The sequence below is a fragment of the Rhizobium sp. KNZ14-9A genome (assembly GCF_056755015.1).
The window spans coordinates 3,271,306-3,295,049 of sequence record NZ_JBPGXB010000002.1 but is presented as its reverse complement, the minus strand read 5'-3'; the positions used below and the strand labels follow the sequence as shown (position 1 = coordinate 3,295,049).

Here is a 23,744-nt window from a genome sequence, read left to right as displayed (position 1 = left end):
TCTCCTTGGGTTGGGGTTTGTGTTAGGGGCTCAGCGAGCCACTTTTCTTTCATGCATTTCCATGAAGGCGCAGCCTCTGGCTGCGATCCCGCCGTCATCATCAGCGGAAAGCTCTGTCAGAATGTCGGCGATGCTGGTGCTCGCGAGTTCGGCGCGATAGGCGCGCTCGGCTCTGAGCATTGCCGCCGTGACCTGGCAGGGCTTGGTGAAATAGCGCTGCGGCAGCGGATTCGGTCCGCGCTGGCGGATCTCGGCGCAGCGGAAGGCCGGCGCCGGGCCTTCGACCGCGAGCACGATATCGAGCAGCGAAATGTCTTCCGGCTTCTTCGCCAGCCGGTAGCCGCCCTTCGGCCCCGGCACTGTCTCCAGAATTCCGGCTCCCGAAAGCGCCTGCAGGTGCTTCAGCAGATAGCTCGTCGATACGCCGTGATACTCGGCGAGGGCTGCGGCCGATAGCACGCCGCCCGCCGAAAGCCCTGATAGTACCGCCGTGCAATGAATGCTCTGTTCGACGCCGTCACCAAGCTTCACAGCCGATCTCCTTTAATCATGGATATTATTTATCCACGATTATGCTGGGGAGTCAATACCGCTTCTATTCGCCCGCGTTTGAACTACATTTGCCCCGTGGATCAGATCGATGCCGAGACCAGCCTTGCCTTGCCTACACCCTTTCTCCGCTGGTTTGCGGAAAAGGGCTGGCGCCCGCGCGCCCACCAGCTTGAATTGCTGGCCCGTGCCGAAGCCGGCGAGAGCACGCTGCTGATTGCGCCGACCGGTGCCGGCAAGACGCTCGCCGGGTTCCTGCCGTCGCTGACCGACCTCACGCGCCGCGGCAAGATCCCGCCGGGTTCCGCCTTTACCGGCATCCACACGCTCTACATCTCGCCGCTGAAGGCGCTGGCCGTCGATATCGAGCGCAACCTGACGAAGCCCGTCACCGAAATGGGCCTGCCGATCTCGATCGAGAACCGCACCGGCGACACGCCGAATGCCAAGCGTCAGCGCCAGAAGCTGAACCCGCCGGATATATTGCTGACGACACCGGAGCAGGTCGCCCTGCTTCTGGCAAACCGCGAAGCCGAGCGCTTCTTCAAGGACCTGAAATACGTCATCTTCGACGAGCTTCATTCGCTCGTCACCTCCAAGCGCGGCCATATGCTCTCGCTCGGCCTTGCCCGGCTGCGCCGGCTGGCGCCCGATCTGAAGACCATCGGTCTTTCAGCCACCGTGGCCGAACCCCTGGATCTGCAGAAATGGCTGGTGGCGCAGCAGGAGGGCAAGGAAAACCACGCCGGCCTCGTGCTTGTCGAAGGCGGTGCCAAGCCCGATATCTCCATTCTCGATACAGAGGAGCGCATCCCCTGGTCCGGCCATGCCGCCAAATATGCGATCCCGGATGTCTATCGACAGCTCATCGATCACAAGACGACGCTGCTTTTCGTCAATACCCGCTCGCAGGCCGAAATGCTCTTTCAGGAGCTCTGGACGGTCAACGAGGAAAATCTGCCGATCGCGCTCCATCATGGTTCCCTCGATGTTGCCCAGCGCCGCAAGGTCGAGGCCGCCATGGCTGCCAACCGGCTGCGCGCCGTTGTCGCCACCTCCACGCTTGATCTCGGCATCGACTGGGGCGATGTCGACCTCGTCATCCATGTTGGTGCGCCCAAGGGCGCCTCGCGCCTTGCCCAGCGTATCGGCCGCGCCAACCACCGCATGGACGAGCCGTCGAAGGCGATCCTCGTTCCCGCCAACCGTTTCGAGGTCATGGAGTGCCAGGCAGCGCTCGATGCGAATTACATCGGCGCGCAAGATACGCCCCCCGTCGGCCGCGGTGGACTCGATGTGCTTGCCCAGCACGTGCTCGGCATGGCCTGCGCCGAACCCTTCGACATGCTGGAACTCTATGATGAGATCACCAGCGCCTCGCCCTATGCCGATCTTCCATGGGAGACATTCGAGCGTGTCGTCGACTTCGTCGCGACCGGCGGCTACGCCCTGCGCACCTATGAGCGTTATGCCCGCATCCGCAAGACCAAGGAAGGCCGCTGGCGTGTCTCCAATCCGCAGGTCGCCCAGCAATATCGCCTGAACCTCGGCACCATTGTCGAGGATCCGATGCTGAACATCCGCATGGCCAAACGCGGCGACGGCGGCAGGCTTGGCCGTCCGGGTGCAGTGCTAGGCAAGGTCGAGGAATATTTCCTCGAACAGCTCGCCCCGGGCGATACTTTCATCTTCTCCGGCAAGGTGCTCCGCTTCGAAGGCATCCGGGAAAACGAGGCGCTGGTGAGCCAGGCCTATTCCTTCGATCCGAAAATCCCTTCCTATGCCGGCGGCAAGTTCCCGCTCTCGACCTACCTTGCCGATCAGGTCCGCTCGATGCTCGATGATCCCGACCGCTGGCACCGCCTGCCGGATCAGGTGCGAGACTGGCTCTCACTGCAGAAAGAAAAATCTCTCCTGCCGAAACGCGACGAGCTGTTGATCGAAACCTTCCCGCGCGGCAGCCGCGGTTACATGGTCATCTATCCCTTCGAAGGTCGGCTCGCACATCAGACGCTCGGCATGCTGCTTACCCGCCGTCTGGACAGGACAGGGGCTAAACCCCTCGGTTTCGTCGCAACGGATTATTCCCTTGCCATCTGGGGGCTTGAAGATCTCGGCCTGATGATCGCCAACGGCCGCCTCAGTCTTTCCGATCTCTTCGATGAGGACATGCTGGGCGACGATCTGGAATCCTGGCTGAATGAATCCTTCCTTCTGAAGCGCACCTTCCGCAATTGTGCCGTGATCGCAGGTTTGATCGAGCGGCGCCATCCGGGAAAGGAAAAGACCGGCCGGCAGATCACCGTCTCCGCCGACCTGATCTATGATGTGCTGCGCACCCACGAGCCCGATCACATCCTGCTGCAGGCAACACGGCAAGATGCTTCGACCGGTCTTTTGGATATTTCCCGCCTTGGCGATATGCTGAGGCGAATCAAGGGCCACATCACCCACCGGGCGCTGGATCATATTTCGCCGCTCGCCGTGCCGGTCATGCTGGAAATCGGCCGGGAATCGGTACCGGGTCAGGCTCATGACGCCCTGCTTGCCGAAGCCGCCGACGATCTGATCGCCGAGGCGATGGCATAAGAACTTGGCCTGAAACTTGGAATGACTGAAGTGATGAACCGCCTGGCGCTCGCGCGCGACATGACTGGCCTTGCCGCAATACCGGGCGTCGAAACCGCCATTCACGGTGTTGCGGCCGTCTGCGATCCGCTTGGCGCGCTCTATCTGCCGGATGCCGGCATTCTCGTCGTCTCCGACCTGCATCTGGAAAAAGGGGCGGCCTTTGCCCGCCGCGGCATGATGTTGCCGCCTTACGATACGCTGGTGACGCTCACCGTGCTCGCAGCCGTCATCTCCCGCTACGACCCGAAAATCGTCATTTCGCTCGGCGACAATTTTCACGACCGTGTCGGCTCGCGGCACCTGCCGGATGCCTTCCGCACCCTGATCGTCGAAATGGCCCGCGGCCGCGAATGGATCTGGATCAACGGCAATCACGACCCTGACGGCACCGTCGACCTGCCGGGCACCTGTTCGGACGAGCTATATTATGCCGGCCTGACCTTCCGTCATGAGCCGCGCGATGGCTTGCAGAAGGGTGAAATCGCCGGCCATCTGCATCCCGCAGCCACCGTCCGCCGCCGCGAAAAATCCGTTCGCCGTCCCTGCTTCGCCACGGACGGCGCCCGCCTGCTGATGCCCGCCTTCGGCGTCATGAGCGGTGGTCTCGACCTCGGCCACAAGGCTATGAAGGGTCTCTTCGACAAGGCGTCGCTGATTGCTCATCTGCTCGGGCGTGACAGGATCTATTCGGTCCGGTACGACAATTTGCGGGGCTGACACCTCCCCCTTTCCCACTGGGAGAAGGGAATAACTCAATTGCATCCCTGCAATTGCTGCTGATAGGTCCCGGCCATCCGCGCAAACTTCTGCGCCGTCTGCTGCAGCTGACCATTGTTGCGCCAGTCGCCGCGCTTGTATCCCGTCGGACCGGAATAATAGGCAAGGTAGAGACCATAGGCGTCGTTGAGCGGAATACCCGTCGCCTGGCTGTTGCTGTAGTGGTACCAGCCGATGAAATCGATCGCGTCGGCGAAGTTGGTACGCGTTGCGGCCCAGTTGCCGGTTTCGGACTGGTAGTGGTCCCAGGTCCCGTTCAGCGCCTGCGAATAGCCATAGGCCGTCGAAGGCCGCGTCCAGGGAATGAAACCGAAGAGTTTCGTGCGCGGCGGCCGCGCATAAGGCTGGAAGCCGGATTCGACATACATGGTCGCCATCAGGATTGGCACCGGCACACCGTATTTCTTCTCCGCACGCTCCGCAGCACCCTGCCAGCTTGTGAAGAGACCATCCTTCTGATCGAAGACGGCGCAGATATTTCTCGTCTGGCGGGGCGCTGTCGCGCAGCCGGCAAGCAGGGCCAGCCCGATGACCGCGAGCACGATACGAGTACGCATGCTACAAACCTCTCGTTTCCGAGAGATTACTAACTCGTAAACGTTAAAGAGCGGTTTTTATGCGAATACGAGATGTTCCGATGGCTTTTTACCAGGCCAGGGATTGGTGCCGTCCCGCAGCCAGAGCAGAGTGTCGAGCCAGAAGCCGGCGGCGTGGCGGGCGTGGAAAAGATCGAAATGTCCGATCTTCGGAAATCCAAGATCTTCAGGCATCAGCAGCACTTCTTCCACCTTTGCGTTGCGATAATGGGAAAGACCGCGCCTGATAGCGTGGACAGTCGCAATCTCATCATCGGTGACGGTGAGGCTCAGGATTGGTGCGTGAAAATTCTCAAAGGGCTTCGACGCACCGGCTCTTTCGGCAGCCGATGGATGAGGATCGATCCACCCCCGCTGGAACGCCCAGTCGAGCGCAACGCTCTTCGGAAGATCCTCGAGCCAGCCGAGACGCCGCCCCGGAAAATAGCCGAACAGCAAGGTCGCCGCTGGCATGAAAAGATGCCATTTCAGGAGCAGTCGCCAGCGGTGCGCGGGGGAATAATCTCGCCAGTTCCCATATTGCGCACCGACTGCAAGCATGCGCGTGATGCGGTCGGCATGCGCCGAAAGGCCGGGCAGAAAGCCGCCGATACTGTGTCCGACGACGAAAAGCGGCTGGCCGGGCCGCTGGCCATCCATGAAAAGCAGCGCCGCATCGAAATCCCGTTCACCCCAGTCCCGCCAGCGATAGCCGCAGCCGCGTAACCGTTCCGGGCGCGACAGGCCGATGCCGCGATAATCATAGGTCAGCACGTCAAAGCCGTGTTCGGCAAGAAAGCGCGCATAGTAGTGATAATAGTGTGCCGCGACGCCGGTTGCCGGATTGATGACGACGCTGCCATTGTTGCGGTCGCTGATTGCACTCCAGAGATGGCCGCGAAGTTCCACGCCGTCACGGCAGCCGATCGCGACAGCTTCCGCCTCCCGCGCAAGGTCGCTCTTCCTGGGTTTTCTTGCAGCCGGCATATATCTCTCCCTTGCCTGCACTTGGGGGACAGTAGGCGACAGCTGATATTGAGGATACTCACTAGTCGGTATACATTGCCGACATGGTCAAATCCGCTTCCGACACACGCGAACGCATCGTCGCCGCTGCGGCCAAACTGTTCTACAGCGAAGGCATCCGGGCCGTGAGCGTCGATGCCGTGGCGGAGAAAGCTGATGTCACGAAGCGGACCCTCTATTATCATTTCGACAGCAAGGACGACCTGATCGCCGCCTATCTGGAAACCCGAGACCAGCCCAATCTTGCGGTCTATCGGCGCTGGTTTGCGGAAACGGATGGGGATCTGGCGGCGAAGGTGAAGGGTATATTCGACAATCTGGCTCGCTCCGCCCGGCATCCGAAATGGAAGGGCTGCGGTTATCTCAGGACCTCGGCTGAACTTGCCAATATGCCCGGCCATCCCGCCATCAAGGTTGGTGCCGCGCATAAGAAGAATGTCGAGCAATGGCTCGCTGCTCTCTTCGAGGAGCAGCATCCTGTCGAGGCGCCAAAGCTCGCCCGCCAGGTCGTTTTGCTGCTTGACGGCTCCTTTGCCGCCGTACTCCTGCATCGCGATCCCACCTATATGGAAACAGCGGGCGAAGCGGCCGCAACCTTGGTGGCTGCAGCCGGTAAAGGCAAGTGATCAGACTGCCCTGACGGGCTCGTAGCGCAGGATCACTGCGCCGCTCTTCGTCACGGACGAGTCGAGCAGTTTCAGGGCCCGCTGTGCGTCCGCAGGCTTGAAATGCGGATTACCGCGGCCGAGAATAACGGGCACGAGGCAGATGCGAATTTCATCCACCAACCCCGCCTTCAGCATGGTATCGGCAAGTTCGGCGCTGCCGAAGATGAAGATCGTCTTGCCATCCTCTTCCTTCAGCCGCTTCAGTTCCGATACCGGATCATTGACGACGCGCGTATTGTTCCAGTCCGCCTTTTCCATGGTCCGCGAGACGGCGATCTTGGCGATGCCGTTCATATAGGCCTTGATCTTGTCTTCGCTCTCCGCGCTCGGCCAGTAGGCTGCCATGCCCTCATAGGTCTTGCGGCCGAAGACCAAAAGGTCGCCTTCCTCGCCGAACTGCTCGGCATATTTTTCGAGCTCCGGCCCCCAGGCCAGATTGTGGAACTCGATGTCCCACGGCTTCGTCCCTTCGAAGTAACCGTCCAGCGTCATCAGGTTCCAGACAACAAGCTTCCTCATCTCATCCTCCTTGGACTATGCTCTTCAAAACCAGTTGCTATAAACAACTGGTTTTGAAGCTAGCTTGACTGGTAGCAAAATGCAAGCGGTCTTAAGCAAGAAGAGTTTGAAGGGTGGCTGTGGCGGGTATCGGGACAAGCGTCCGCCCACCGGGCACGTCACCGTCCCCGAACGTTTGATAAAAGCCATTTGAAAGTCATCGCCGCCACGGCGGAACTCCGCCCGATCAATCCTTGCGGAAAATCAGGCTGGCGCCCCATCCCGTCAGCACGGCCAGCAGCACCGCAAAGCAGCCGTAGAAAATCGGTTGCTCATGCGCCGCGTCGGTAATCGTCTGCTCGATGCCCGTCTTGATGACGCGCAGCGGCTGCGATTTCTGCGTTACGAACTTCCCGCTCTTAAACAGATAGGCACGCACCGTATGCACGCCGTTCGGAATATTGGCCGGCAGCCGCAGGCTTGCCTTGAAGAGGTTGGAGGAGACGAAACGAACGCCGCTCGGATCGCGCTCGTAAAGCCCGCCCGACTGCTGCAGACGCCTGAAGGCGGTGCGGAATTCGTTGAGACTGTTGAAGTTGCCGGCAAAATCGATCGGCCGCAGCGGAATATGGTCGATGCCGATACCCTCTCCGGTCAGGTCGAGCGGCGTCGTGATGTCATCGATGGAGCGCGAACTCGACATCGAATAGGAATGCGGTACGTCGGCAAAGGTCATTGACGAGGTATTGATCCAGATGCCGAAGACCCGCTCCTTCTTGCGCACCGTGGCGTCTTCGCGCGGGCCTTCTAGAACCACGATGACATCATACTGGCCGATGGCGAGCAGCAGGTCGTCGGTATTCGTCACCGCGCCGAAAATCGTCAGATCCGCGCCGCGGAAATCGGAGGTAATGGCGATTTCGCTGGTGGAAGTGCCGATTTCCAGCCCCTCGCGCTCTGCCCGCGTCGTTCCCTGTCCGGGCAGCAGCACCTGTGCCCAGGCGGCGACAGGCATGAGAAGGGCAAGGAGCAGGAGGAGCCGAAGCATCAGTTCCCCATTCCCATGACCACCGAATAGATGTCTTCCGGTGTCACGACCAGTGCGACTGCAAGGCGCAGGCCGACGGCAAGAACCAGCAGGCCGAGCAGAGCGCGCAACTGTTCGCCACGCAGCCGCTGGCCGACGCGCACGCCATACTGCGCACCGATGACGCCGGCGAGCATCAGGAAGAAGGCGAGCACGATATCGACCGAATAGTTGGTCGCCGCCTGCACGATCGTCGTATAGGCGGTCACGAAGATGATCTGGAAGAGCGAGGTCCCGACGACCACATTGGTCGGGATGCGCAGCAGGTAGATCATCGCCGGCACCATGATGAAGCCGCCGCCGACACCCATCACAGAGGTGAGGATGCCGATCGAAAATCCGAGTGTCACGATCGGGATCACCGAGAGATAGATCTTCGATTTCTTGAATCGCACCTTCAGCGGCAGCTTGTGCACCCAGTGCTGATGGCCCGGTCGCCGTGGGGCAGGCGCTTCGTTACGGGCGGCACGGCGCATGGCGTTGACGCTTTCCCAAAGCATCAGCCCGCCGACCGTACCGAGGAAGACGACGTAAAGCAGGGAGATGAAGAGGTCGAGCTGACCGATGGCGCGCAGCAACGAGAAAATCCAGATGCCGACCGTCGCGCCCGAAAGACCGCCGACAAGCAGCACCGTACCGAGCTTCACATCCAGCGTACCGCGCCGGAAATGTGTGATCGCCCCCGATATCGAGGAAGCCACCACCTGGTTGGCGCCTGTCGCGACGGCGACGACCGGGGGGATGTTGTAGAAGATCAGGAGGGGCGTGATCAGGAAGCCGCCGCCAACGCCGAACATGCCGGACAGGAAACCGACGGCAGCCCCCATGCCGAGAATGATGAAGATGTTCACCGACAATTCTGCGATGGGCAGATAGATTGTCACAGCCGACCCCGATTATTGCCGCTCCTGCCGGGGCGGCACTCTCATGTCCCCATTCGAATGGCGCATCCTACTGTCAAATCGTTGCCAGAGGCTTTCGAAGGAAAAAAGCCATGGTCAGCTGGATGCGAGTCCCGATATGTCCCGCATAATCCGGCTTTTTTCAGGTTTTGTGACGGTCGGCGCGAAAGGTGCAAAGCCCTGCGGCAGGGTGCCGCCGGGTTGTCTTAGATGGCCTTGGCGCCTGGCTTGTTGCGCTCCAGAAGCGCCTTCACCGTCTCGTCATTGACCTTGCCGGTCGGCTCCTGGCCGATCGACTTCTGGAAGTTCTTGATGGCGGTCACCGTCTTGGCGCCCATCTCTCCGTCCGGCGGGCCGGCGTCGAATCCGTTATTGTTGAGGATCGCCTGGATGTTGCGGATGGCCTTCTTCATGTCGACGGTTGCCGTCTTCGGCGCAGCGCCGCTCGCCCATGCGTCCGGAATCTCGATGCCGTTCGCCTTGTTGTCGAGCGGCTGCGGCTTCCAGAGGTCGGCCTTGGCACGGGCGCGTTCGAGCTGGTCCGGCTTCATGGCATTCGCCACTTCGTCGCGCTTCTGAGCGGCGTCCTTGTCACCGGCCCTGGCGGCGATCGCAAACCACTTGTAGGATTCTTCCAGATCCGCCGGCACGCCATTGCCGCGGGCACAGAGGATGGCGAGGTTGAACTGGCTGTCGGTGATGCCGAGGTCGGCTGCCTTCTGGAACCATGAGGCGGCCGTCGCATAATCCTGCCGGCCGAGCGCGCCGGAGGCGTAGAGTACGGCGAGATTGTGCATGGCGCTGGCATTGCCCTGGGCTGCAGCCTGTTCGTAGAGGGCCTTGGCCTTCTGCACGTCGCGAGCGACGCCATTGCCCTTCTCATACATGCTGCCGAGACGGTACTGCGCCGGCGCAAAGCCCTTGTCGGCGGAAAGCTGGTACCAGCTCGCGGCCTGCTTCTGGTCGGCGGCAAGGCCGTTGCGGCCTTCGGTGTAGCGCGCCCCGATCTCGAAAAGCGCCAGCGCATCGCCGTTGCGTGCCGCGTCGGCGAGCGGCTGCGGCTGGATCGTGTCTGGAACGATGATGGAGGCAGCAGCAGGAGCTGCCAGCGTCGTTGCTGCCGGTGCGGCGGGCGCGTTCGGAACGAAGCCGGACGTCTCCTGTGCCGGTGCCTGGTCGAAGGATTCGGCTCCTTCGCCGTCAAGCGGCGCTGCATCGGTCAGGTGGTCGGGTCTCGCCGGCTGCGGCTCTGGGGGAGCGGCCGCCTCGGGAGATGTTGTCTCCGGCGTCATCGCCGGCACCTGAGCGCCGATTTCCGGCGCGGTTACTTCCGGCGCAATCGGCGCAGGGGCCGCCATGTTGGCTTGGGGCGTTTCGGTCGCACCGGTCAGGGCCGAGACTTCAGCCGGCGGCGGGGCCTTTTCGCCCGTCATCAGCGTCCGGGCAAGCGGGAAGGCCATGATGGCGAGCAGTACGGCGCCGACTGCCAGCAGGATCGGCCGGCGGAAGCGCGAGAAAGCGCCGCCCTTGCCGGCTTTTTCAGGCTTGGCGGCACGGCGCTCGGCGCGCGTCGCAGGCTTTGCGTTGCTGTCGATCTCCATGGCGGCAGCCTGCGCGGCGCGGCGCGCAGCGGCTATATAGTCGGCCCGATCGTTTTCGGTGGCCGGCTTGCCGCGCTGGGCGTTCTGGCTGGCGCGCACGCGCTCCAGGATCTTCTTCACATCAGGTGCGCCCGAGCCCGGTTCCAGCAGCTCGTTTGCCGCCTCAGTCGGTACCACGTCGACGGGATCGATCGACGGAGCGGGATCGATGACTGTGCGCTCGGTGACCGCCTTTTCTTCCGTCTTGCGCGCTGGCATCAGCTTGCGGCCAAGGCTTGCGAGCAGGCTGCCTTTGGCGGGAACGACTGGCTTTTCCAGCTGGCTGGTAGCGTCGATGGCGATCGCGCTGGTGCTGTCGGCCAATGCCGCTTCCGGCATACGCGGCGCCGCCTCTTCGGCGATGGCGGCCGTGCGCAGCACAGGCGAAGCCTTCGGCGCCTGCATCACCGGAGCTTTAGCCGGCTCCCGGGCTGCATCGACCAGTGCGTAGGGATCGACGTCGAAATCGACTTCCGCCGCCGGTATCCGGGCGGCCGGGCGAACCCGCTCTTCCATCGTATCCAGCCGGTCGGCAATATGCACCAAAGTCTCGTGCAGAGCTTGGAAGGTCTTGTGGGTGCGTTCTTCGCCGTCGCGGCTCAGATCTTCGAGATGCCGCAGATCTTCGGCAAGCGCGACCAGGGCCGACATGTCGGCTGCTGCAGGCGCAGCGCCCTGCGCTCCGCCATTGCGCGAATAAGCATCGACCACCGCTTCTGCCGCCTGCCGCGCTGCCTCGATGATATATTCGTCGTTCGTCGCGATATAATCCTCGATCGCGCCCATGCGGCGGTCGAGATTTGCCGACACTTCGGCGCTTTCGCGTGGTGCGCTCAAGAGTTCGGAGAGATTGGCGATCTGATCTTCGAGGTTCTTCAGCGCGCGCGTGTCAGTCGGCGCGGCCGCCGTGCTTTCTTCGAGCCGCGCGGCGATGTCGCTGAGCCGCCCTTCGAGACGCTGAAAGGCGCTGTCGTCGATAACAGGTGCCGGGGCGGGGCGGATTTCCATCTCGTCGATGCGGCGTGCGAGATAGTCGAGCCGCTTGGCGAGCGCATCATTGACCGAGCCACTTTCCAGCGCATCGATCTTGCGGGAGATGTCGGAAAGCGTGCCGGTCAGGTCCGGCTGCGGCGCGGCCTTCTGCGTGCGTTCGAGCAGATAGGAAAGGTGCTCAAGCCGCTCGTCGAGACGTGAAGTCGCTTCGGTATTGGCGAGGTCTTCAACGCGCGCCGTCAGCGCTTCCAGCCGGCCTGCCATGTCGTCGGCTGGACCGGGCCGGCTCATAGCGGCGCGTCCCATCAGCTCGATCTGGTCGCCAAGTGCGGAAAGGCGGTTTTCCAGCCGCTGCATCAGTGCCGGGTCGTTACCCGTGGCAGTGCGTCCACTGGCGGCGATCGCGCGGCTGATTTCGTCGAGCCGCGTGTCCATGGCGGCGAACTGTTCGGACATGATCCGGTCGTGCGGCTGGATCATGTTGCCGAATTGCTCGACGGCCGAAGCAATCGCGATGAGTTTGTCTTCCAGCGCACGAACGGCCGGACTTTCGCCCATGCCGCCGAGATGCCGCTTGATGTCGTCAAGCCGGTAGGCGAGCGACACGAGCTCTCCCTGCAGTCCGGCCGTGTCGAGCTCTGCCAGGCGGTTTTCCACATTGTCCCAGCGCTGTTCCATGTGGCGCATCGAATCTTCGCGCGCCAGCCCGTCCATCAGCGAACGCAGCTCCTCGAATTCGTTGCGCAGGCCGGTAGCCTCCGGTCCGGCCGAGCGGCTGGTGAGCTGCGCAATGCTCTGTGACAGACGACCCATGTCGGCGCGGATGTCGTCGGCGAAATGCCGGTCCTGCGCGCCGGTCTTGATCTCGCGCAGTTCCGTGCGTAGCGCATTCATCTCGCGCGTGACACCTTCGGAAATATCGCGCTTCAGGTCCTGCCGCAGATTGACGAGCGCCTGGGCGATTTCGGTCATCGTATCGTCGGAGGCGCGGAAGGCGGGTGCCGCCGGCTGCGGCGCCGGAGAGCGCTGCGGGGCAGGCGCGAGAGCCGGTTCACGCAGAAGGGCCGGTGCCGCTTCGCGCGTATAGGCGCGCTCGCGGTTCTCTCTGGTAGCGTCGAGCGCGCGCTGGCGCTGGCGGATTTCCGCAAGCGGATCGGCCGCGCGCGGCGCATAGGGACTGGCGTAGGGATCGCGTTCGGGCGTCGGATTGCGGGGCCGCTGTTCGCGCCCGCTGCCCATCAGGCCCTCGATCCGCGCCTCCAGCCCTTCGATGGTGCGGTTCAACGCGTCGAGCGAGGTCCTGTCGGAATGCCGGGAAGAATGTGATCGCGATCCGTTCATGTTCTTGCTCGCTTCGATTGCCCGATCTGGGCCCGATCATTGCTTGTTCCGAAGCGTACCGGGGCACACGTCGGAGAGCGCCATCCATAAGGAAATAGTCAATTAGACTTTCCTCAAGCTGGATAGACTTTTTGGCGGCACTCCTGAAACGCGAGACAAAGAAAAGGAATGCAGATCGCCAATGCTCACCGAGCACCTTTTACGAAACGTGGTAAAGAACTCGTTAACCCGGATGAGAATTTTTTAACTTTTGCTTTTTTGGCGCGTTTCCACTGATGGAAATCGTCAGATCGGCCGTTTGTACTGCAGCTCGATCTTCACGCCTTCGGGGCCATAGACGAAGACCTGGCCGAGATCGGTTTCCGGAATATCGTAATATTCGTGGCGATAGCCGCTCGCCTTGATGCGAGCGAGCGCCGGTTCGAATTCGAAGAGGCTGAAGGCCACATGGTTGAAGATGCCGGGCGAAAAGTCGCCTTCGCGCTCCGTCAGGCTCAGATGGATCACCGGCTGGTCGTCGAGATAAAGCCAGTGGCCCGGCGTGGAAAAGGGTGGCCGATAGCCTTCCTTCACGCCGAGAATGCTTTCCAGAAAGCCCATCATGACAGGCGCATTGCGGGTATCGATCGTCACATGGTCCAGGCGCAGCATCGTTCCCTCCCGAGCTTTCGAAGCCAGTCAGATCCTACCGGTTTCAGCGCCTTCGGGAAAGCGCATATGCCGCGCCGGCCGGATCAGAAACTTTCCGTCCAGGGCCGCAGTTCCACCTCCTGCGACCAGGCGCTGCGGTGCTGCAGCAGCACGCCGATATAGGACTGCGCGATCGCATCGGGCGAAAGCGTACCATCAGGCTTGTCTTCCCGGTCGGGTCTCACTGCCGATCGTACCCCGCCATCGATGATGAAATGCGCCACATGGATGCCGAGCGGCCCGAGTTCACGGGCGGCACTTTGGGCCAGCCCGCGCAGAGCGAATTTTCCCATGGCGAAGGGCGCCGATTGCGCATAGCCCTTGATGCTGGCCGTCGCCCCCGTCAGCAGGATCGCGCCACGTCCCCGCGGGATCATGCGTTTTGCCGCCTGCTGGGTTACGAGGAAGCCGCCGAAGGCGCTTGTGGCGATTGCCTGTTCCACCTCAATAGGATCCATTTCGGCAATCGGCCCGCGCACCCGGCCGCTGGCATTGTAGACCACAATATCAGGCTCGCCGATCTCTGCATCCACGCGCTCGAACAGCGCCGAAACCGCCGCCGGTTGTGCGGCATCGGTGGCGAAGGCCTTGGCTCCGGTTTCCTCAATCAACGGCCCGAGCTTGCCGATATTGCGCGCCGCAAGGCCCACTTTCACGCCGCGCTCTGAAAGCATGCGGGCAAGCGAGCCGCTGATGCCGGAACCGGCGCCGACGATCAGCGCGCTGCGATAGGGAAACTCGGCCATGATCTTCTCCTTCAGGATGAGCCTTTTGGAGAGGTAGGCAGTCGCTGCCCGTCAAAAAACCGCTGGCCGGAAATATTTCATTGTTCGGGCGTGTCAATCGAAAGCCCGCAGATGCGCGAGAGATAGGCAAGCGGCAGGCCCGTTTCCGCCGCCCAGCGGTTGAAGGTCTGCTGGATCAGCTGCTGGTCCTTCTTGCCGGTTCCTGATAAAGTCAGCGGCACGCCCGCATCCCTCAGGCAGGCCAGCACATCAGTGGTCATGATGAAGCAGTCGCGGCCGATGCCGCGCAGGAAATATTGACCCGTGGCTCCGCCCAGCCGGCTGCCGCGCTTGGTGAGCAATTCGAGCAGGCCGATATGATCCTCACGCGGCCAATCGGCGAAGAAGGCGCCGGCGCTGCCGGCCTCGTTCGCAAGCTCGCGCACGAAGGCCGCATTGGCGCGTACCGACATGATCTTCGCGCCGTTCTTGACGATGCGGTCATCACCAGTCAGATCATGCCAAAATTCGTCGGGAGCGATGTTGAGGGCGGCAGGATCGAAGCCATCGAAAGCCTCTTCGAAGCCCTGCCATTTATTGTCGATGACCTTGTGCACGAAGCCGCTGTAGAAGATGCGCCGGGTCATCTGAGAAAGAATGCGGTCATCGGGCAGAGCGCGCAGCGCCTCATGATCAGGCATGGCCGGCAGCATCGCTTTCAGCGCATCGGCTCCGCCTTTTCTCTCTTCTGCACGGCGCCGTATGATATCGAAATCGCTCAAGGCCTGGCTCCCCGAATGGACTTTGCTTGCGCAAGCCTATTCCGGGAGCTGTCCTGCCTTCAAGCGGTTAGCTCAGGCTGCTACGGTTTCGCGCACCTCATCTAAGAGGAAATGCACGATCAGATAATCGATCTTGTAATGCCGCCCGCTATCGCTGACTTTCTCCTCGCTGCCGCCATCGGCAGGGTGCCAGGGATGATAGTGCGGGTTGGTGGCGATCAGTGTCACCGCCTTGCCGGCGTAGGGACCTTCGCCCGGCCGGAACCGCATCTCTGCCAGCGGCCAGATGCGTTCGTAGGTTTCCATGGGAATACGCACTCTCAGCGCCTTGCGCAGAACCGGAGGCTCGTCATGCGCAACAAGCCGTTCGCCGTTGACCGGCTCGACTGTTATGGGCTCGATGGTCACTTCCTCCGCCGTATCGAAAATGGAATTGAACTCCGCAGGCCACGCTCTCTTCATGAAACAGCTCCTCCCAGGCTTCTCCAAAGTCGCAAGAGGAGTGTAGCGCGCTTAGCCGGAGAAGCAACGCACTATTCCCGCTGAGGCGAAATGGCGCTGCATGGTTGGCCCTCTCCACGCACTTCACAAAATTGCGCGCATCCGGAATTTGACGTTTACGCAAACGTCAATATTTTGTAAGAGAGTCTCAAGGCCGGAGCGATCCGGTTGCCGAATTGGAGGAATTCGAACGATGCCAATCTACAAGGCCCCGGTGAACGACACGCTCTTCGTGCTCAACGATGTGCTGGGTCTGGAGCGCTACAACAATCTCCCGGGTTTTGCCGATACCACGCCTGACATGGTGGAGGCCATTCTGGGCGAGGCGGCGAAGGTAGCCGAAGAAGCCCTGTTCCCCCTCAATTATTCCGGTGATCAGGAAGGCTGCCTGCGCCACGACGATGGCACGGTCTCGACGCCGAAAGGTTTCAGGCAAGCCTATCAGGCCTATCGCGAAGGCGGCTGGATCGGCCTTGCCGTGCCGGAGGAATTCGGTGGCCAGGGTTTGCCCTACACGTTGCACGCTGCCGTTGGCGAATATACCTCGGCCGCCAATATGTCGCTGATGATGTATCCGGGTCTGACGCAGGGCGCTATCGCTGCGATCCTCGTCCACGGCACCGACGAGCAGAAGAGCACATACCTGCCGAAGATGGTGGACGGCAGCTGGTCCGGCACCATGAATCTCACCGAGCCGCATTGCGGCACCGATCTCGGCATGCTGCGTACCAAGGCAGTACCGCAGGCGGATGGCAGCTACAGGATATCAGGCCAGAAGATCTTCATCTCTGCCGGCGAGCATGACCTGGCCGACAACATCATCCACCTGGTGCTGGCTCGCATCGAAGGCGCGCCTGAGGGCACCAAGGGCATCTCGCTCTTCATCGTTCCGAAATTCCTTGTCGGCAAGGACGGCGCGCCGGGCGCCCGCAATGCCGTCTCCTGCGGTGCCATCGAACACAAGATGGGCATCCACGGCAACGCCACCTGCGTCATGAACTACGACGAGGCGACTGGCTTCCTGATCGGCGCCGAAAACCGCGGCCTCAACGCCATGTTCGTGATGATGAACGAGGCCCGCCTGATGGTCGGCCTGCAGGGCATCGCCATTTCCGAGATCGCCTATCAGAACGCCGCCAATTACGCCCGCGATCGCATCCAGGGCCGCTCGCTGTCTGGCGTGAAGGCGCCGGACAAGAAGGCCGATCCCATCATCGTCCATCCCGATATCCGCCGCTCGCTGATGACCATCCGCGCCTTCAATGAAGCCGGCCGCGCCTTCCTGCTCTGGACCGCGCTCAAGTCTGATATCGCCCATCGCGCCACCGACGAGAAGGAGCGCCAGACGGCCGACGATATTCTCGGCCTCGTCACCCCGATCCTGAAGGGCGTGATGACCGACAAGGGCTTCGATCATGCCGTCATGGCCCAGCAGGTCTTCGGCGGTCACGGCTATATCGAAGAGCACGGCATGAGCCAGTATGTGCGCGATGCCCGCATCGCCATGATCTATGAGGGGGCGAACGGCATCCAGGCGCTCGATCTCGTCGGCCGCAAATTGGCGCTGAACGGCGGCCGCGCCGCCATGGCGCTCTTCAAGGAGATCGGCGATTTCTGCGAGGAAAACCGCAATGACGAACAACTGAGCTTCTTCACCAAGCACCTGAAAAAGGGCTTGAACGACGTGCAGGGTGCGACCATGTGGTTCATGCAGAATGCCATGGCCAAGCCAGACAATGCCGGTGCCGGCTCCACCGATTACATGCACCTCTTCGGCCTCGTCGTTCTCGGCTATATGTGGGCGCGCATGGCAAGAGCCGCCAATGAACGCCTTGCCGCCGGCGACGCCAGGGAGGACTATCTGAAGAACAAGCTGATCACGGCGAAATTCTTCATGGAGCGCGTGATGCCGGAAACCGCATTGCGCAGGGCCCGCATCGAAACCGGCGCCGACACGATGATGGAACTCGCCGCCGAAGCGTTTTGAGCCATTTCTCCCTCCCCTTGTGGGGAGGGTTGGGGGTAAGAAGCGGTCGGCACAGCCGACGAAACGATCCAGTGGATCGTTTCGAGCGCCGAACGCCCTGAGTTTAAGCGAAGGGCTGGGTAGTCTTCGCAGATTTCAAAGGCGCGTCCGCGCCGCCAGGGAGATGAGACAATGACCGAGGTTTTCATTTACGACCACGTCCGCACGCCCCGCGGCCGCGGCAAGAAGGATGGCTCGCTCCACGAAGTGCCCTCCGTGCGCCTGGCGGCAAAGACGCTGGAGGCGATCCGCGACCGCAACGGTCTTAACACCGAAATTGTCGACGACATCATCATGGGCTGCGTCGATCCGGTCATGGATGCCGGCGCCGTCATCCCCAAAGCTGCTGCCTTCGAGGCCGGATATTCGACGAAAGCACCCGGCATGCAGATCTCCCGCTTCTGCGCCTCCGGCCTCGATGCCGTGAATTTCGGCGCCGGCAAGATCGCGCAGGGCGCTGACGATATCGTCATCGCCGGCGGCGTCGAAAGCATGTCCCGCGTCGGCCTCGGCATGTCCGGTGGTGCCTGGTTCATGGATCCCTCCGTCAATTTCCCGGCCTATTTCATGCCACAGGGCGTTTCGGCCGATCTCATTGCCACCAAATACGGCTTCTCCCGTGACGACGTCGACGCCTATGCCGTCGAAAGCCAGAAGCGCGCGGCAAACGCCTGGAACAACGGCTGGTTCAAGAATTCCGTCATCCCGGTAAAGGATCAGAATGGCCTGACCATCCTTGCCCATGACGAGCACATGCGCCCCGGCACAGATATGCAGGCGCTCGCCTCCCTCAATCCCTCCTTCCAGATGCCCGGCGAAATGGGCGGCTTCGAGGCCGTCGCCATCCAGGCCCATCCGGAAGTCGAGCGCGTCAACTATGTCCACCATGCCGGCAATTCCTCCGGCATCGTCGATGGCGCCGCTGCCGTTCTCCTCGGCTCTAAAGCCGGTGGCGAGAGCATGGGCCTGAAGCCCCGCGCCCGCATCAAGGCCTTCGCCAATATCGGCTCCGACCCGGCGCTGATGCTCACCGGCCCGGTTGATGTCACCGAAAAGCTCCTGAAGCGCACGGGTATGACGCTTGCCGATATCGACCTCTTCGAATTGAACGAAGCCTTCGCCGCCGTCGTGCTGCGCTACATGCAGGCTTTCGACATCCCGCACGACCAGATCAACGTCAATGGCGGGGCAATCGCCATGGGCCATCCGCTCGGCGCGACCGGCGCCATGATCCTCGGCACCGTACTGGACGAACTGGAGCGCCGCGATCTCAATACCGCTCTGGTCACCCTCTGCATCGGCGCCGGCATGGGCACGGCAACCATCATCGAACGCGTTTAAGGGAGAGAGACGATGAGCTACACCAACTTCACCGTCGAGACCGATGCGGACGGTATTGCCCTGGTCACCTGGGACATGCCCGGCAAGTCGATGAACGTCTTCACCGAAGAGGTGATGAACGAGCTCGATGCCATCATCGATGCGACGGTCGCCGACAGCGCCGTCAAGGGCGTGGTCATCACCTCGGGCAAGTCCTCCTTCTCGGGCGGTGCCGATCTCTCGATGATCAAGTCCATGTTCACACTCTACCAGCAGGAGAAAGCCGCAAATCCTGACGGTGCGGCACAGAAACTCTTCGATCTGGTCGGCCGCATGACCGGCCTGTTCCGCAAGCTCGAAACCTGCGGCAGGCCCTGGGTTTCCGCCATCAACGGCACTTGCATGGGCGGCGCACTGGAAATGTCGCTCGCCTGCCATGGCCGCGTGGCCTCCAACACCAAGAGCGTCAAGATCGCCCTGCCGGAAGTCAAGGTTGGCATTTTCCCAGGCGCCGGCGGCACGCAGCGCATCTCGCGCCTGACCGATGCCCAGTCCGCCTTGCAGATGATGACGACGGGCCAGTCGCTGAACGCCTCGCGCGCCAAGGCCATGAACCTCGTCCATCAGGTGGTCGAGCCGGATCAGCTCATTCCGGCTGCCAAGCAGATGATCAAGGATGGCCTGAAGCCCGTCGCCCCGTGGGACGAAAAGGGCTTCAAGGTGCCCGGCGGCGGCATCTGGACGCCTGCGGCAGCCCAGCTCTGGCCGGCAGCGCCGGCGATCCTGCGCCGCGAAACATCAGGCAATTATCCCGGCGCGCTCGCCATCCTGAAATGCGTCTATGAAGGCCTGCAGGTTCCCTTCGACACCGCGCTGAAGATCGAGCAGCGTTATTTCACGCAGGTGCTGCAGACCACCGAAGCCTTCTCTATGATCCGTTCGCTCTTCATCTCCATGCAGGAGCTCAACAAGGGCGCCCGCCGCCCGGCCGGTGTGCCGAAGATGGAACTCAAGAAGGTCGGCGTCGTCGGCGCCGGCTTCATGGGCGCCTCGATCGCCTATGTCACGGCCGCCGCTGGCTTCGAGGTCGTGCTGATCGACCGCGATATCGAGGCTGCCACAAAGGGCAGGGGCGTTGGCGAAGGCCTCGTCAAGGATTCCGTCGGTAAGGGTCGTCTTACGCAGGAAGAGGGTGCAGCACTTCTCGCCCGCCTTACACCCTCCGCCGACTACGCCCATTTGAAAGATGCCGATCTCGTCATCGAAGCCGTTTTCGAGGACCGCGCCGTCAAGAAGGCCGTTATCGAACAGGTCGAAGCTGTCATCCCGGAAACCACCATCTTCGCCTCCAATACCTCGACGCTACCAATCACGGGGCTCGCGGAAAGTTCCAAGCGCCCGGAACAGTTCATCGGCGTGCATTTCTTCTCGCCGGTCGAAAAGATGATGCTGACCGAGGTTATCCTCGGCAAGAATACCGGTGACCGGGCGCTTGCTGTGGCCTTGGACTATGTCGCCGCCATCAAGAAGACGCCTATCGTCGTCAACGATGTCAGGGGCTTCTTCGTCAACCGCTGCGTCTTCCGCTATATCCACGAAGCCTATGACATGCTGATCGAAGGCGTGCCGGCGGCGATGATCGAGAATGCAGCCAAGATGGCCGGCATGCCGGTCGGCCCACTGTCGCTGAATGATGAAGTAGCGATCGATCTCTCGCAGAAGATCCTCAAGGCAACGGTCGCCGATCTCGGCCCCAAGGCCGTCGACGAGCGCCACCTTGCGCTCATCAATAAGCTGGTGGACGAGCTCGACCGCCGCGGCCGCAAGAACGGCAAGGGTTTCTATGAGTATCCGGCCAAGCCCGCCAAGAAATTCCTCTGGCCGGAGCTGAAGACCCTCTATCCGCAGAAGCCGGCCGATGAGAGCGACGTCAACACCCTGAAGCAGCGCTTCCTGGTCACGATCGCGCTCGAAGCCGCCCGTACCATGGAAGAGGGCATCGTCACCGATCCCCGCGAAGCCGACGTCGGCTCCATCCTCGGCTTCGGCTTCGCGCCCTACACGGGCGGTGCGCTCAGCTATATCGACGGCATGGGCACAAAGGCCTTCGTGGAGCTCGCCGAAAAGCTGGCCTCCAGCTATGGCGACCACTTCAAGCCGACGCCGCTCTTGAAGGACATGGCCGCCAAGGGCGAAACCTTCTACAGCCGTTTCGATCCCTATCCGGCCGCTGACAAGGCTGCATAATTGGTGAGGCGCCGCGGCTCGTAAGGGCCGCGGGCGGCGCTCTCACATTCCCTCCATCTCTGGCTGGGCTTGAGCGGCGAATCCTGCTGCAAACGCACGAAAAGCCAACTCAAAACACTTAGCCATTGCGCTAAGTATCGGATCCTGATACTTAGCCTTATGGATTACTATTCACATCAACTCGACAGCATCTTCCTGGCACTGGCCGATCCCACGCGCCGCGCCGTCATCGGTCGGTTGGGCACCGGTCCGGCTAGCATCAGCGACCTTGCAAAGCCTTTCGACATGGCCTTGCCGTCCTTCATGAAACACATCCACCTTCTGGAAGAGACAGGCCTGATCGAAACGAGAAAGCAGGGCCGCGTGCGCACCTGCACGCTTGAAAAGAAGCGTTTCGCGATGGTCGAAGGCTGGCTTTCGGCTCAGCGCGCCATCTGGGAAGCCCGCACGGACAGGCTCGAAGCTTTCGTTACTGCCACGCAATCGAAGGAGGAAAAACCCTAATGAATGTCCCGGTGAACACTCAACTGAATCCGGATCTCGATCTGACCATTTCGCGCATCATCAAGGCACCGGTGGCCACTGTCTGGAGCGCCTGGACCACGCCGGCAAAATTCGAAAAATGGTGGATCCCAGCGCCGGCGCTCTGCCGTGTCGCCGCCATGGAAATCAAACCCGGCGGCGCCCTCGTAACCGAGATGAGTGAGGATGGCGGCCCCTTCGAGCCGCATCTCAGCGCCTGTTTCCTCGATGTTCAGGAAGGCCGGCGCCTCATTTTCACCAATGCGCTCCTCGGCGGCTGGCGCCCCGCGCCGACCCCTTTCATGACAGCCATCATCACCTTCGCCGACCATCCCGAAGGCACCGATTACAACGCCGTCGTCATGCATAAGGACAAGGACACCCGCAACACGCATGTGGAGTTGGGCTTCTACGACGGCTGGGGCACGGTCGCCGAGCAATTGGCGAAGCTCGTGGAGAAATAAAGAATGTTCATGCCCGGCGTAGCAGCCAGGCTAGAGCAGTTAACCGGTGACGGTGGGGAATGCAGGCGATACGAAGTCTCCTAACCCGCCAGCCGGCGATCCGTTGTCTGGCCCTCGTCGAACATTTCGCTCAGCATCTCAAGGATCACATGGACCTTCTCGGATTTGACCGAGTAGTAGATCGTCTGCGCATCGCGCCGCGTTTTGACGAGGTCTCTGCTGCGGAGCTTGGCAAGGTGTTGAGAGAGTGCCGATTGGCTGATTCCGATAATATCGGCGAGGTTGTTGACCGCCACCTCGCGCTCGGCAAGCGTCTTCAGCATCCGCAGTCGATGAGCGTTCGCCATGACCAGCAGCAGGTCGGCTTTCTTTTCAAAACTATCTGTATTCATTGCTTTCCCTTCACAATTTAGCGGACGGCAATTTATATGACTAATTAAGAATTGTCTTAAGAGTATGGCCGGGAACAAATTTTTCCCCTGCTTTTACGAGGTTTCCCGATAGACCGCGTTCTGTGCCGCAACTGCGCGGCGCCGAATTCGCATTTGATCAGTCATCCGGTTCAGAAATCTCCTGCGAGCGCCTATATGCCTGTCAGGAATCATGACAAGAAGCGTGCGGGGCACACTTCAGTTTAAGCGATGGAATCATGAAGAAGATCGGTTTTCTCTCGTTCGGGCATTGGACGCCCTCGCCGCAATCCCAGACGCGCTCGGCAGGCGATACGCTGCTGCAGTCGATCGATCTTGCCGTTGCCGCCGAGGAGCTTGGCCTGGACGGCGCCTATTTCCGCGTCCACCATTTTGCTCGTCAGCTTGCTTCGCCATACCCGCTGCTCGCGGCCGTCGGCGCCCGGACCAGCCGCATCGAGATCGGTACCGCGGTCATCGACATGCGCTACGAGAACCCGCTCTACATGGCTGAAGATGCCGGCGCGGCCGATCTGATTTCCCGCGGACGCCTGCAACTGGGCATCAGCCGCGGCTCGCCCGAGCAGGTCATCGATGGCTGGCGCTATTTCGGCTACAACCCGCCGGAAGGCCAGAGCGATGCCGATATGGGCCGCCGCCATGCCGAGGTCTTCCTGGAAGTGCTGCGGGGCGAAGGCTTCGCCGAGCCCAATCCGCGGCCGATGTTCCCCAATCCCCCCGGCCTGCTGCGGCTCGAGCCGCATTCGGCTGGTCTGCGTGAGCGCATCTGGTGGGGCGCAGGCTCGAACGCTACGGCAGTCTGGGCCGCCAAGCTTGGCATGAACCTGCAGAGTTCGACGCTGAAGGATGACGAGACGGGCGAAGCCTTCCATATCCAGCAGGCCAAGCAGATCCGTGCTTATCGCGAGGCCTGGAAGGAAGCCGGCCATCAGCGTGAGCCGCGCGTTTCCGTGAGCCGCAGCATCTTCGCGCTGGTGAACGATCGCGACCGCTCCTATTTCGGCTATGGCAATGAAGGGCAGGACAAGGTCGGTTTCATCGACGAGAATACGAGGGCAATCTTCGGCCGTTCCTATGCCGCCGAGCCCGATGCTCTCATTGAGGAGCTTAAGAAGGACGAGGCGATCGCCGAGGCCGATACGCTCCTGCTTACCGTCCCCAACCAGCTCGGCGTGGAATACAATGCCCACGTCATCGAATCGATCCTGAAATACGTCGCGCCGGCACTCGGCTGGCGCTGATCGCATCCTGCGATGGCATATAGCATGTCGCGCAAAAATGTGCGCGATCTTGCGATAGCGACTTGCGAAAACAAGAGCTTAAAGCGTGGCAGATCTGAAGGATCGCGA

21 protein-coding genes are annotated in these 23,744 nt (G+C 61.5%); 9 read left to right on the top strand and 12 right to left on the bottom strand.

All coding sequences use genetic code 11. The features are described from left to right. Nucleotides 1-30 precede the first annotated feature (30 nt). A complete protein-coding gene (locus ACR9ZQ_RS23120) occupies nucleotides 31-531 on the bottom strand; it encodes an RrF2 family transcriptional regulator (protein ID WP_310378989.1) in 501 nt (166 codons plus the stop codon). Nucleotides 532-627: 96 nt separating this feature from the next. Here ACR9ZQ_RS23120 and ACR9ZQ_RS23115 point away from each other — a divergent pair, with 96 nt between their 5' ends. Continuing rightward, complete coding sequence (locus ACR9ZQ_RS23115) at nucleotides 628-3,138, top strand: ligase-associated DNA damage response DEXH box helicase (RefSeq protein ID WP_481428869.1); 2,511 nt, start codon at nucleotides 628-630, stop codon at nucleotides 3,136-3,138. A 21-nt stretch (nucleotides 3,139-3,159) separates the two neighbouring features. Then, nucleotides 3,160-3,897 carry a ligase-associated DNA damage response endonuclease PdeM gene (gene pdeM, locus ACR9ZQ_RS23110; RefSeq protein ID WP_481428868.1) on the top strand — a complete coding sequence of 246 codons (738 nt, stop codon included), beginning with the start codon at nucleotides 3,160-3,162 and terminating at the stop codon, nucleotides 3,895-3,897. 35 nt (nucleotides 3,898-3,932) lie between these two features. Here the strand turns inward: pdeM and ACR9ZQ_RS23105 are convergent, their stop codons facing one another. Together ACR9ZQ_RS23105 and ACR9ZQ_RS23100 are read right to left on the bottom strand one after the other, a co-directional pair. Beyond that, nucleotides 3,933-4,514 (bottom strand): transglycosylase SLT domain-containing protein, encoded by a 582-nt coding sequence (locus ACR9ZQ_RS23105; protein ID WP_310378984.1) that lies wholly within the window; start codon nucleotides 4,512-4,514, stop codon nucleotides 3,933-3,935. A gap of 57 nt (nucleotides 4,515-4,571) precedes the next feature. After that, a complete protein-coding gene (locus ACR9ZQ_RS23100; protein ID WP_481428867.1) occupies nucleotides 4,572-5,519 on the bottom strand; it encodes an alpha/beta hydrolase family protein in 948 nt (315 codons plus the stop codon). Nucleotides 5,520-5,602: 83 nt separating this feature from the next. Between ACR9ZQ_RS23100 and ACR9ZQ_RS23095 the strand changes: the two genes are divergently transcribed. Continuing rightward, on the top strand, nucleotides 5,603-6,184 hold the full coding sequence (locus ACR9ZQ_RS23095) for a TetR/AcrR family transcriptional regulator (RefSeq protein ID WP_481428866.1): 582 nt from the start codon (nucleotides 5,603-5,605) through the stop codon (nucleotides 6,182-6,184). Here ACR9ZQ_RS23095 and ACR9ZQ_RS23090 read toward each other — a convergent pair whose 3' ends face one another. The 8 genes from ACR9ZQ_RS23090 to ACR9ZQ_RS23055 form a co-directional block, all read right to left on the bottom strand. Beyond that, the gene (locus ACR9ZQ_RS23090; RefSeq protein ID WP_481428865.1) at nucleotides 6,185-6,745 is read right to left on the bottom strand and encodes a dihydrofolate reductase family protein; all 561 of its coding nucleotides are present in this window, start codon (nucleotides 6,743-6,745) and stop codon (nucleotides 6,185-6,187) included. It lies immediately after the preceding gene. 226 nt (nucleotides 6,746-6,971) lie between these two features. Then, nucleotides 6,972-7,772, bottom strand: a complete 801-nt coding sequence (locus tag ACR9ZQ_RS23085; RefSeq protein WP_310378977.1) for a TIGR02186 family protein — start codon at nucleotides 7,770-7,772, stop codon at nucleotides 6,972-6,974. Next, nucleotides 7,772-8,695, bottom strand: a complete 924-nt coding sequence (locus ACR9ZQ_RS23080) for a sulfite exporter TauE/SafE family protein (protein WP_113322951.1) — start codon at nucleotides 8,693-8,695, stop codon at nucleotides 7,772-7,774. The genes ACR9ZQ_RS23085 and ACR9ZQ_RS23080 overlap by 1 nt, the downstream gene beginning before the upstream one ends. Before the next feature lie 224 nt (nucleotides 8,696-8,919). Then, nucleotides 8,920-12,687: a peptidoglycan-binding protein gene (locus ACR9ZQ_RS23075; protein ID WP_481428864.1), complete on the bottom strand. Its 3,768-nt coding sequence runs from the start codon at nucleotides 12,685-12,687 to the stop codon at nucleotides 8,920-8,922. Between the two features lie 285 nt (nucleotides 12,688-12,972). Beyond that, nucleotides 12,973-13,338 (bottom strand): VOC family protein, encoded by a 366-nt coding sequence (locus ACR9ZQ_RS23070; protein WP_481428863.1) that lies wholly within the window; start codon nucleotides 13,336-13,338, stop codon nucleotides 12,973-12,975. A gap of 83 nt (nucleotides 13,339-13,421) precedes the next feature. Continuing rightward, nucleotides 13,422-14,123, bottom strand: coding sequence for an SDR family NAD(P)-dependent oxidoreductase (locus ACR9ZQ_RS23065; protein WP_481428862.1), 702 nt, complete (start codon nucleotides 14,121-14,123; stop codon nucleotides 13,422-13,424). Between the two features lie 77 nt (nucleotides 14,124-14,200). After that, on the bottom strand, nucleotides 14,201-14,884 hold the full coding sequence (locus ACR9ZQ_RS23060; protein ID WP_481428861.1) for a DNA-3-methyladenine glycosylase I: 684 nt from the start codon (nucleotides 14,882-14,884) through the stop codon (nucleotides 14,201-14,203). 72 nt (nucleotides 14,885-14,956) lie between these two features. Further along, the gene (locus ACR9ZQ_RS23055; RefSeq protein ID WP_007821195.1) at nucleotides 14,957-15,346 is read right to left on the bottom strand and encodes a hypothetical protein; all 390 of its coding nucleotides are present in this window, start codon (nucleotides 15,344-15,346) and stop codon (nucleotides 14,957-14,959) included. Nucleotides 15,347-15,578: 232 nt separating this feature from the next. On the opposite strand from ACR9ZQ_RS23055, the gene ACR9ZQ_RS23050 reads away from it, so the two are divergent. The 5 genes from ACR9ZQ_RS23050 (at nucleotide 15,579) to ACR9ZQ_RS23030 (ending at nucleotide 21,964) form a co-directional block, all read left to right on the top strand. Beyond that, nucleotides 15,579-17,372: an acyl-CoA dehydrogenase C-terminal domain-containing protein gene (locus tag ACR9ZQ_RS23050; protein WP_310378965.1), complete on the top strand. Its 1,794-nt coding sequence runs from the start codon at nucleotides 15,579-15,581 to the stop codon at nucleotides 17,370-17,372. 171 nt (nucleotides 17,373-17,543) lie between these two features. Beyond that, a complete protein-coding gene (locus ACR9ZQ_RS23045) occupies nucleotides 17,544-18,752 on the top strand; it encodes an acetyl-CoA C-acetyltransferase (RefSeq protein WP_481428860.1) in 1,209 nt (402 codons plus the stop codon). A gap of 12 nt (nucleotides 18,753-18,764) precedes the next feature. After that, nucleotides 18,765-20,978: a 3-hydroxyacyl-CoA dehydrogenase NAD-binding domain-containing protein gene (locus ACR9ZQ_RS23040; RefSeq protein WP_481428859.1), complete on the top strand. Its 2,214-nt coding sequence runs from the start codon at nucleotides 18,765-18,767 to the stop codon at nucleotides 20,976-20,978. Nucleotides 20,979-21,137: 159 nt separating this feature from the next. Continuing rightward, a complete protein-coding gene (locus tag ACR9ZQ_RS23035; RefSeq protein WP_481428858.1) occupies nucleotides 21,138-21,482 on the top strand; it encodes an ArsR/SmtB family transcription factor in 345 nt (114 codons plus the stop codon). A gap of 11 nt (nucleotides 21,483-21,493) precedes the next feature. Next, the gene (locus ACR9ZQ_RS23030) at nucleotides 21,494-21,964 is read left to right on the top strand and encodes an SRPBCC family protein (protein WP_481428857.1); all 471 of its coding nucleotides are present in this window, start codon (nucleotides 21,494-21,496) and stop codon (nucleotides 21,962-21,964) included. An 80-nt stretch (nucleotides 21,965-22,044) separates the two neighbouring features. Here the strand turns inward: ACR9ZQ_RS23030 and ACR9ZQ_RS23025 are convergent, their stop codons facing one another. Continuing rightward, nucleotides 22,045-22,356, bottom strand: a complete 312-nt coding sequence (locus ACR9ZQ_RS23025; RefSeq protein ID WP_113323635.1) for an ArsR/SmtB family transcription factor — start codon at nucleotides 22,354-22,356, stop codon at nucleotides 22,045-22,047. A gap of 257 nt (nucleotides 22,357-22,613) precedes the next feature. On the opposite strand from ACR9ZQ_RS23025, the gene ACR9ZQ_RS23020 reads away from it, so the two are divergent. Further along, a complete protein-coding gene (locus ACR9ZQ_RS23020; protein ID WP_310378956.1) occupies nucleotides 22,614-23,636 on the top strand; it encodes an LLM class flavin-dependent oxidoreductase in 1,023 nt (340 codons plus the stop codon). Nucleotides 23,637-23,744: the final 108 nt, after the last annotated feature.

Coding starts and splice junctions, on each gene's coding strand:
- ACR9ZQ_RS23070 (WP_481428863.1), bottom strand. CDS start 13,338: ATGCTGCGCCTGGACCATGTGACGATCGATACCCGCAATGCGCCTGTC.
- ACR9ZQ_RS23105 (WP_310378984.1), bottom strand. CDS start 4,514: ATGCGTACTCGTATCGTGCTCGCGGTCATCGGGCTGGCCCTGCTTGCC.
- pdeM (WP_481428868.1), top strand. CDS start 3,160: ATGACTGAAGTGATGAACCGCCTGGCGCTCGCGCGCGACATGACTGGC.
- ACR9ZQ_RS23045 (WP_481428860.1), top strand. CDS start 17,544: ATGACCGAGGTTTTCATTTACGACCACGTCCGCACGCCCCGCGGCCGC.
- ACR9ZQ_RS23085 (WP_310378977.1), bottom strand. CDS start 7,772: ATGCTTCGGCTCCTCCTGCTCCTTGCCCTTCTCATGCCTGTCGCCGCC.
- ACR9ZQ_RS23075 (WP_481428864.1), bottom strand. CDS start 12,687: ATGAACGGATCGCGATCACATTCTTCCCGGCATTCCGACAGGACCTCG.
- ACR9ZQ_RS23025 (WP_113323635.1), bottom strand. CDS start 22,356: ATGAATACAGATAGTTTTGAAAAGAAAGCCGACCTGCTGCTGGTCATG.
- ACR9ZQ_RS23090 (WP_481428865.1), bottom strand. CDS start 6,745: ATGAGGAAGCTTGTTGTCTGGAACCTGATGACGCTGGACGGTTACTTC.
- ACR9ZQ_RS23095 (WP_481428866.1), top strand. CDS start 5,603: ATGGTCAAATCCGCTTCCGACACACGCGAACGCATCGTCGCCGCTGCG.
- ACR9ZQ_RS23035 (WP_481428858.1), top strand. CDS start 21,138: ATGGATTACTATTCACATCAACTCGACAGCATCTTCCTGGCACTGGCC.
- ACR9ZQ_RS23055 (WP_007821195.1), bottom strand. CDS start 15,346: ATGAAGAGAGCGTGGCCTGCGGAGTTCAATTCCATTTTCGATACGGCG.
- ACR9ZQ_RS23050 (WP_310378965.1), top strand. CDS start 15,579: ATGCCAATCTACAAGGCCCCGGTGAACGACACGCTCTTCGTGCTCAAC.
- ACR9ZQ_RS23065 (WP_481428862.1), bottom strand. CDS start 14,123: ATGGCCGAGTTTCCCTATCGCAGCGCGCTGATCGTCGGCGCCGGTTCC.
- ACR9ZQ_RS23040 (WP_481428859.1), top strand. CDS start 18,765: ATGAGCTACACCAACTTCACCGTCGAGACCGATGCGGACGGTATTGCC.
- ACR9ZQ_RS23020 (WP_310378956.1), top strand. CDS start 22,614: ATGAAGAAGATCGGTTTTCTCTCGTTCGGGCATTGGACGCCCTCGCCG.
- ACR9ZQ_RS23100 (WP_481428867.1), bottom strand. CDS start 5,519: ATGCCGGCTGCAAGAAAACCCAGGAAGAGCGACCTTGCGCGGGAGGCG.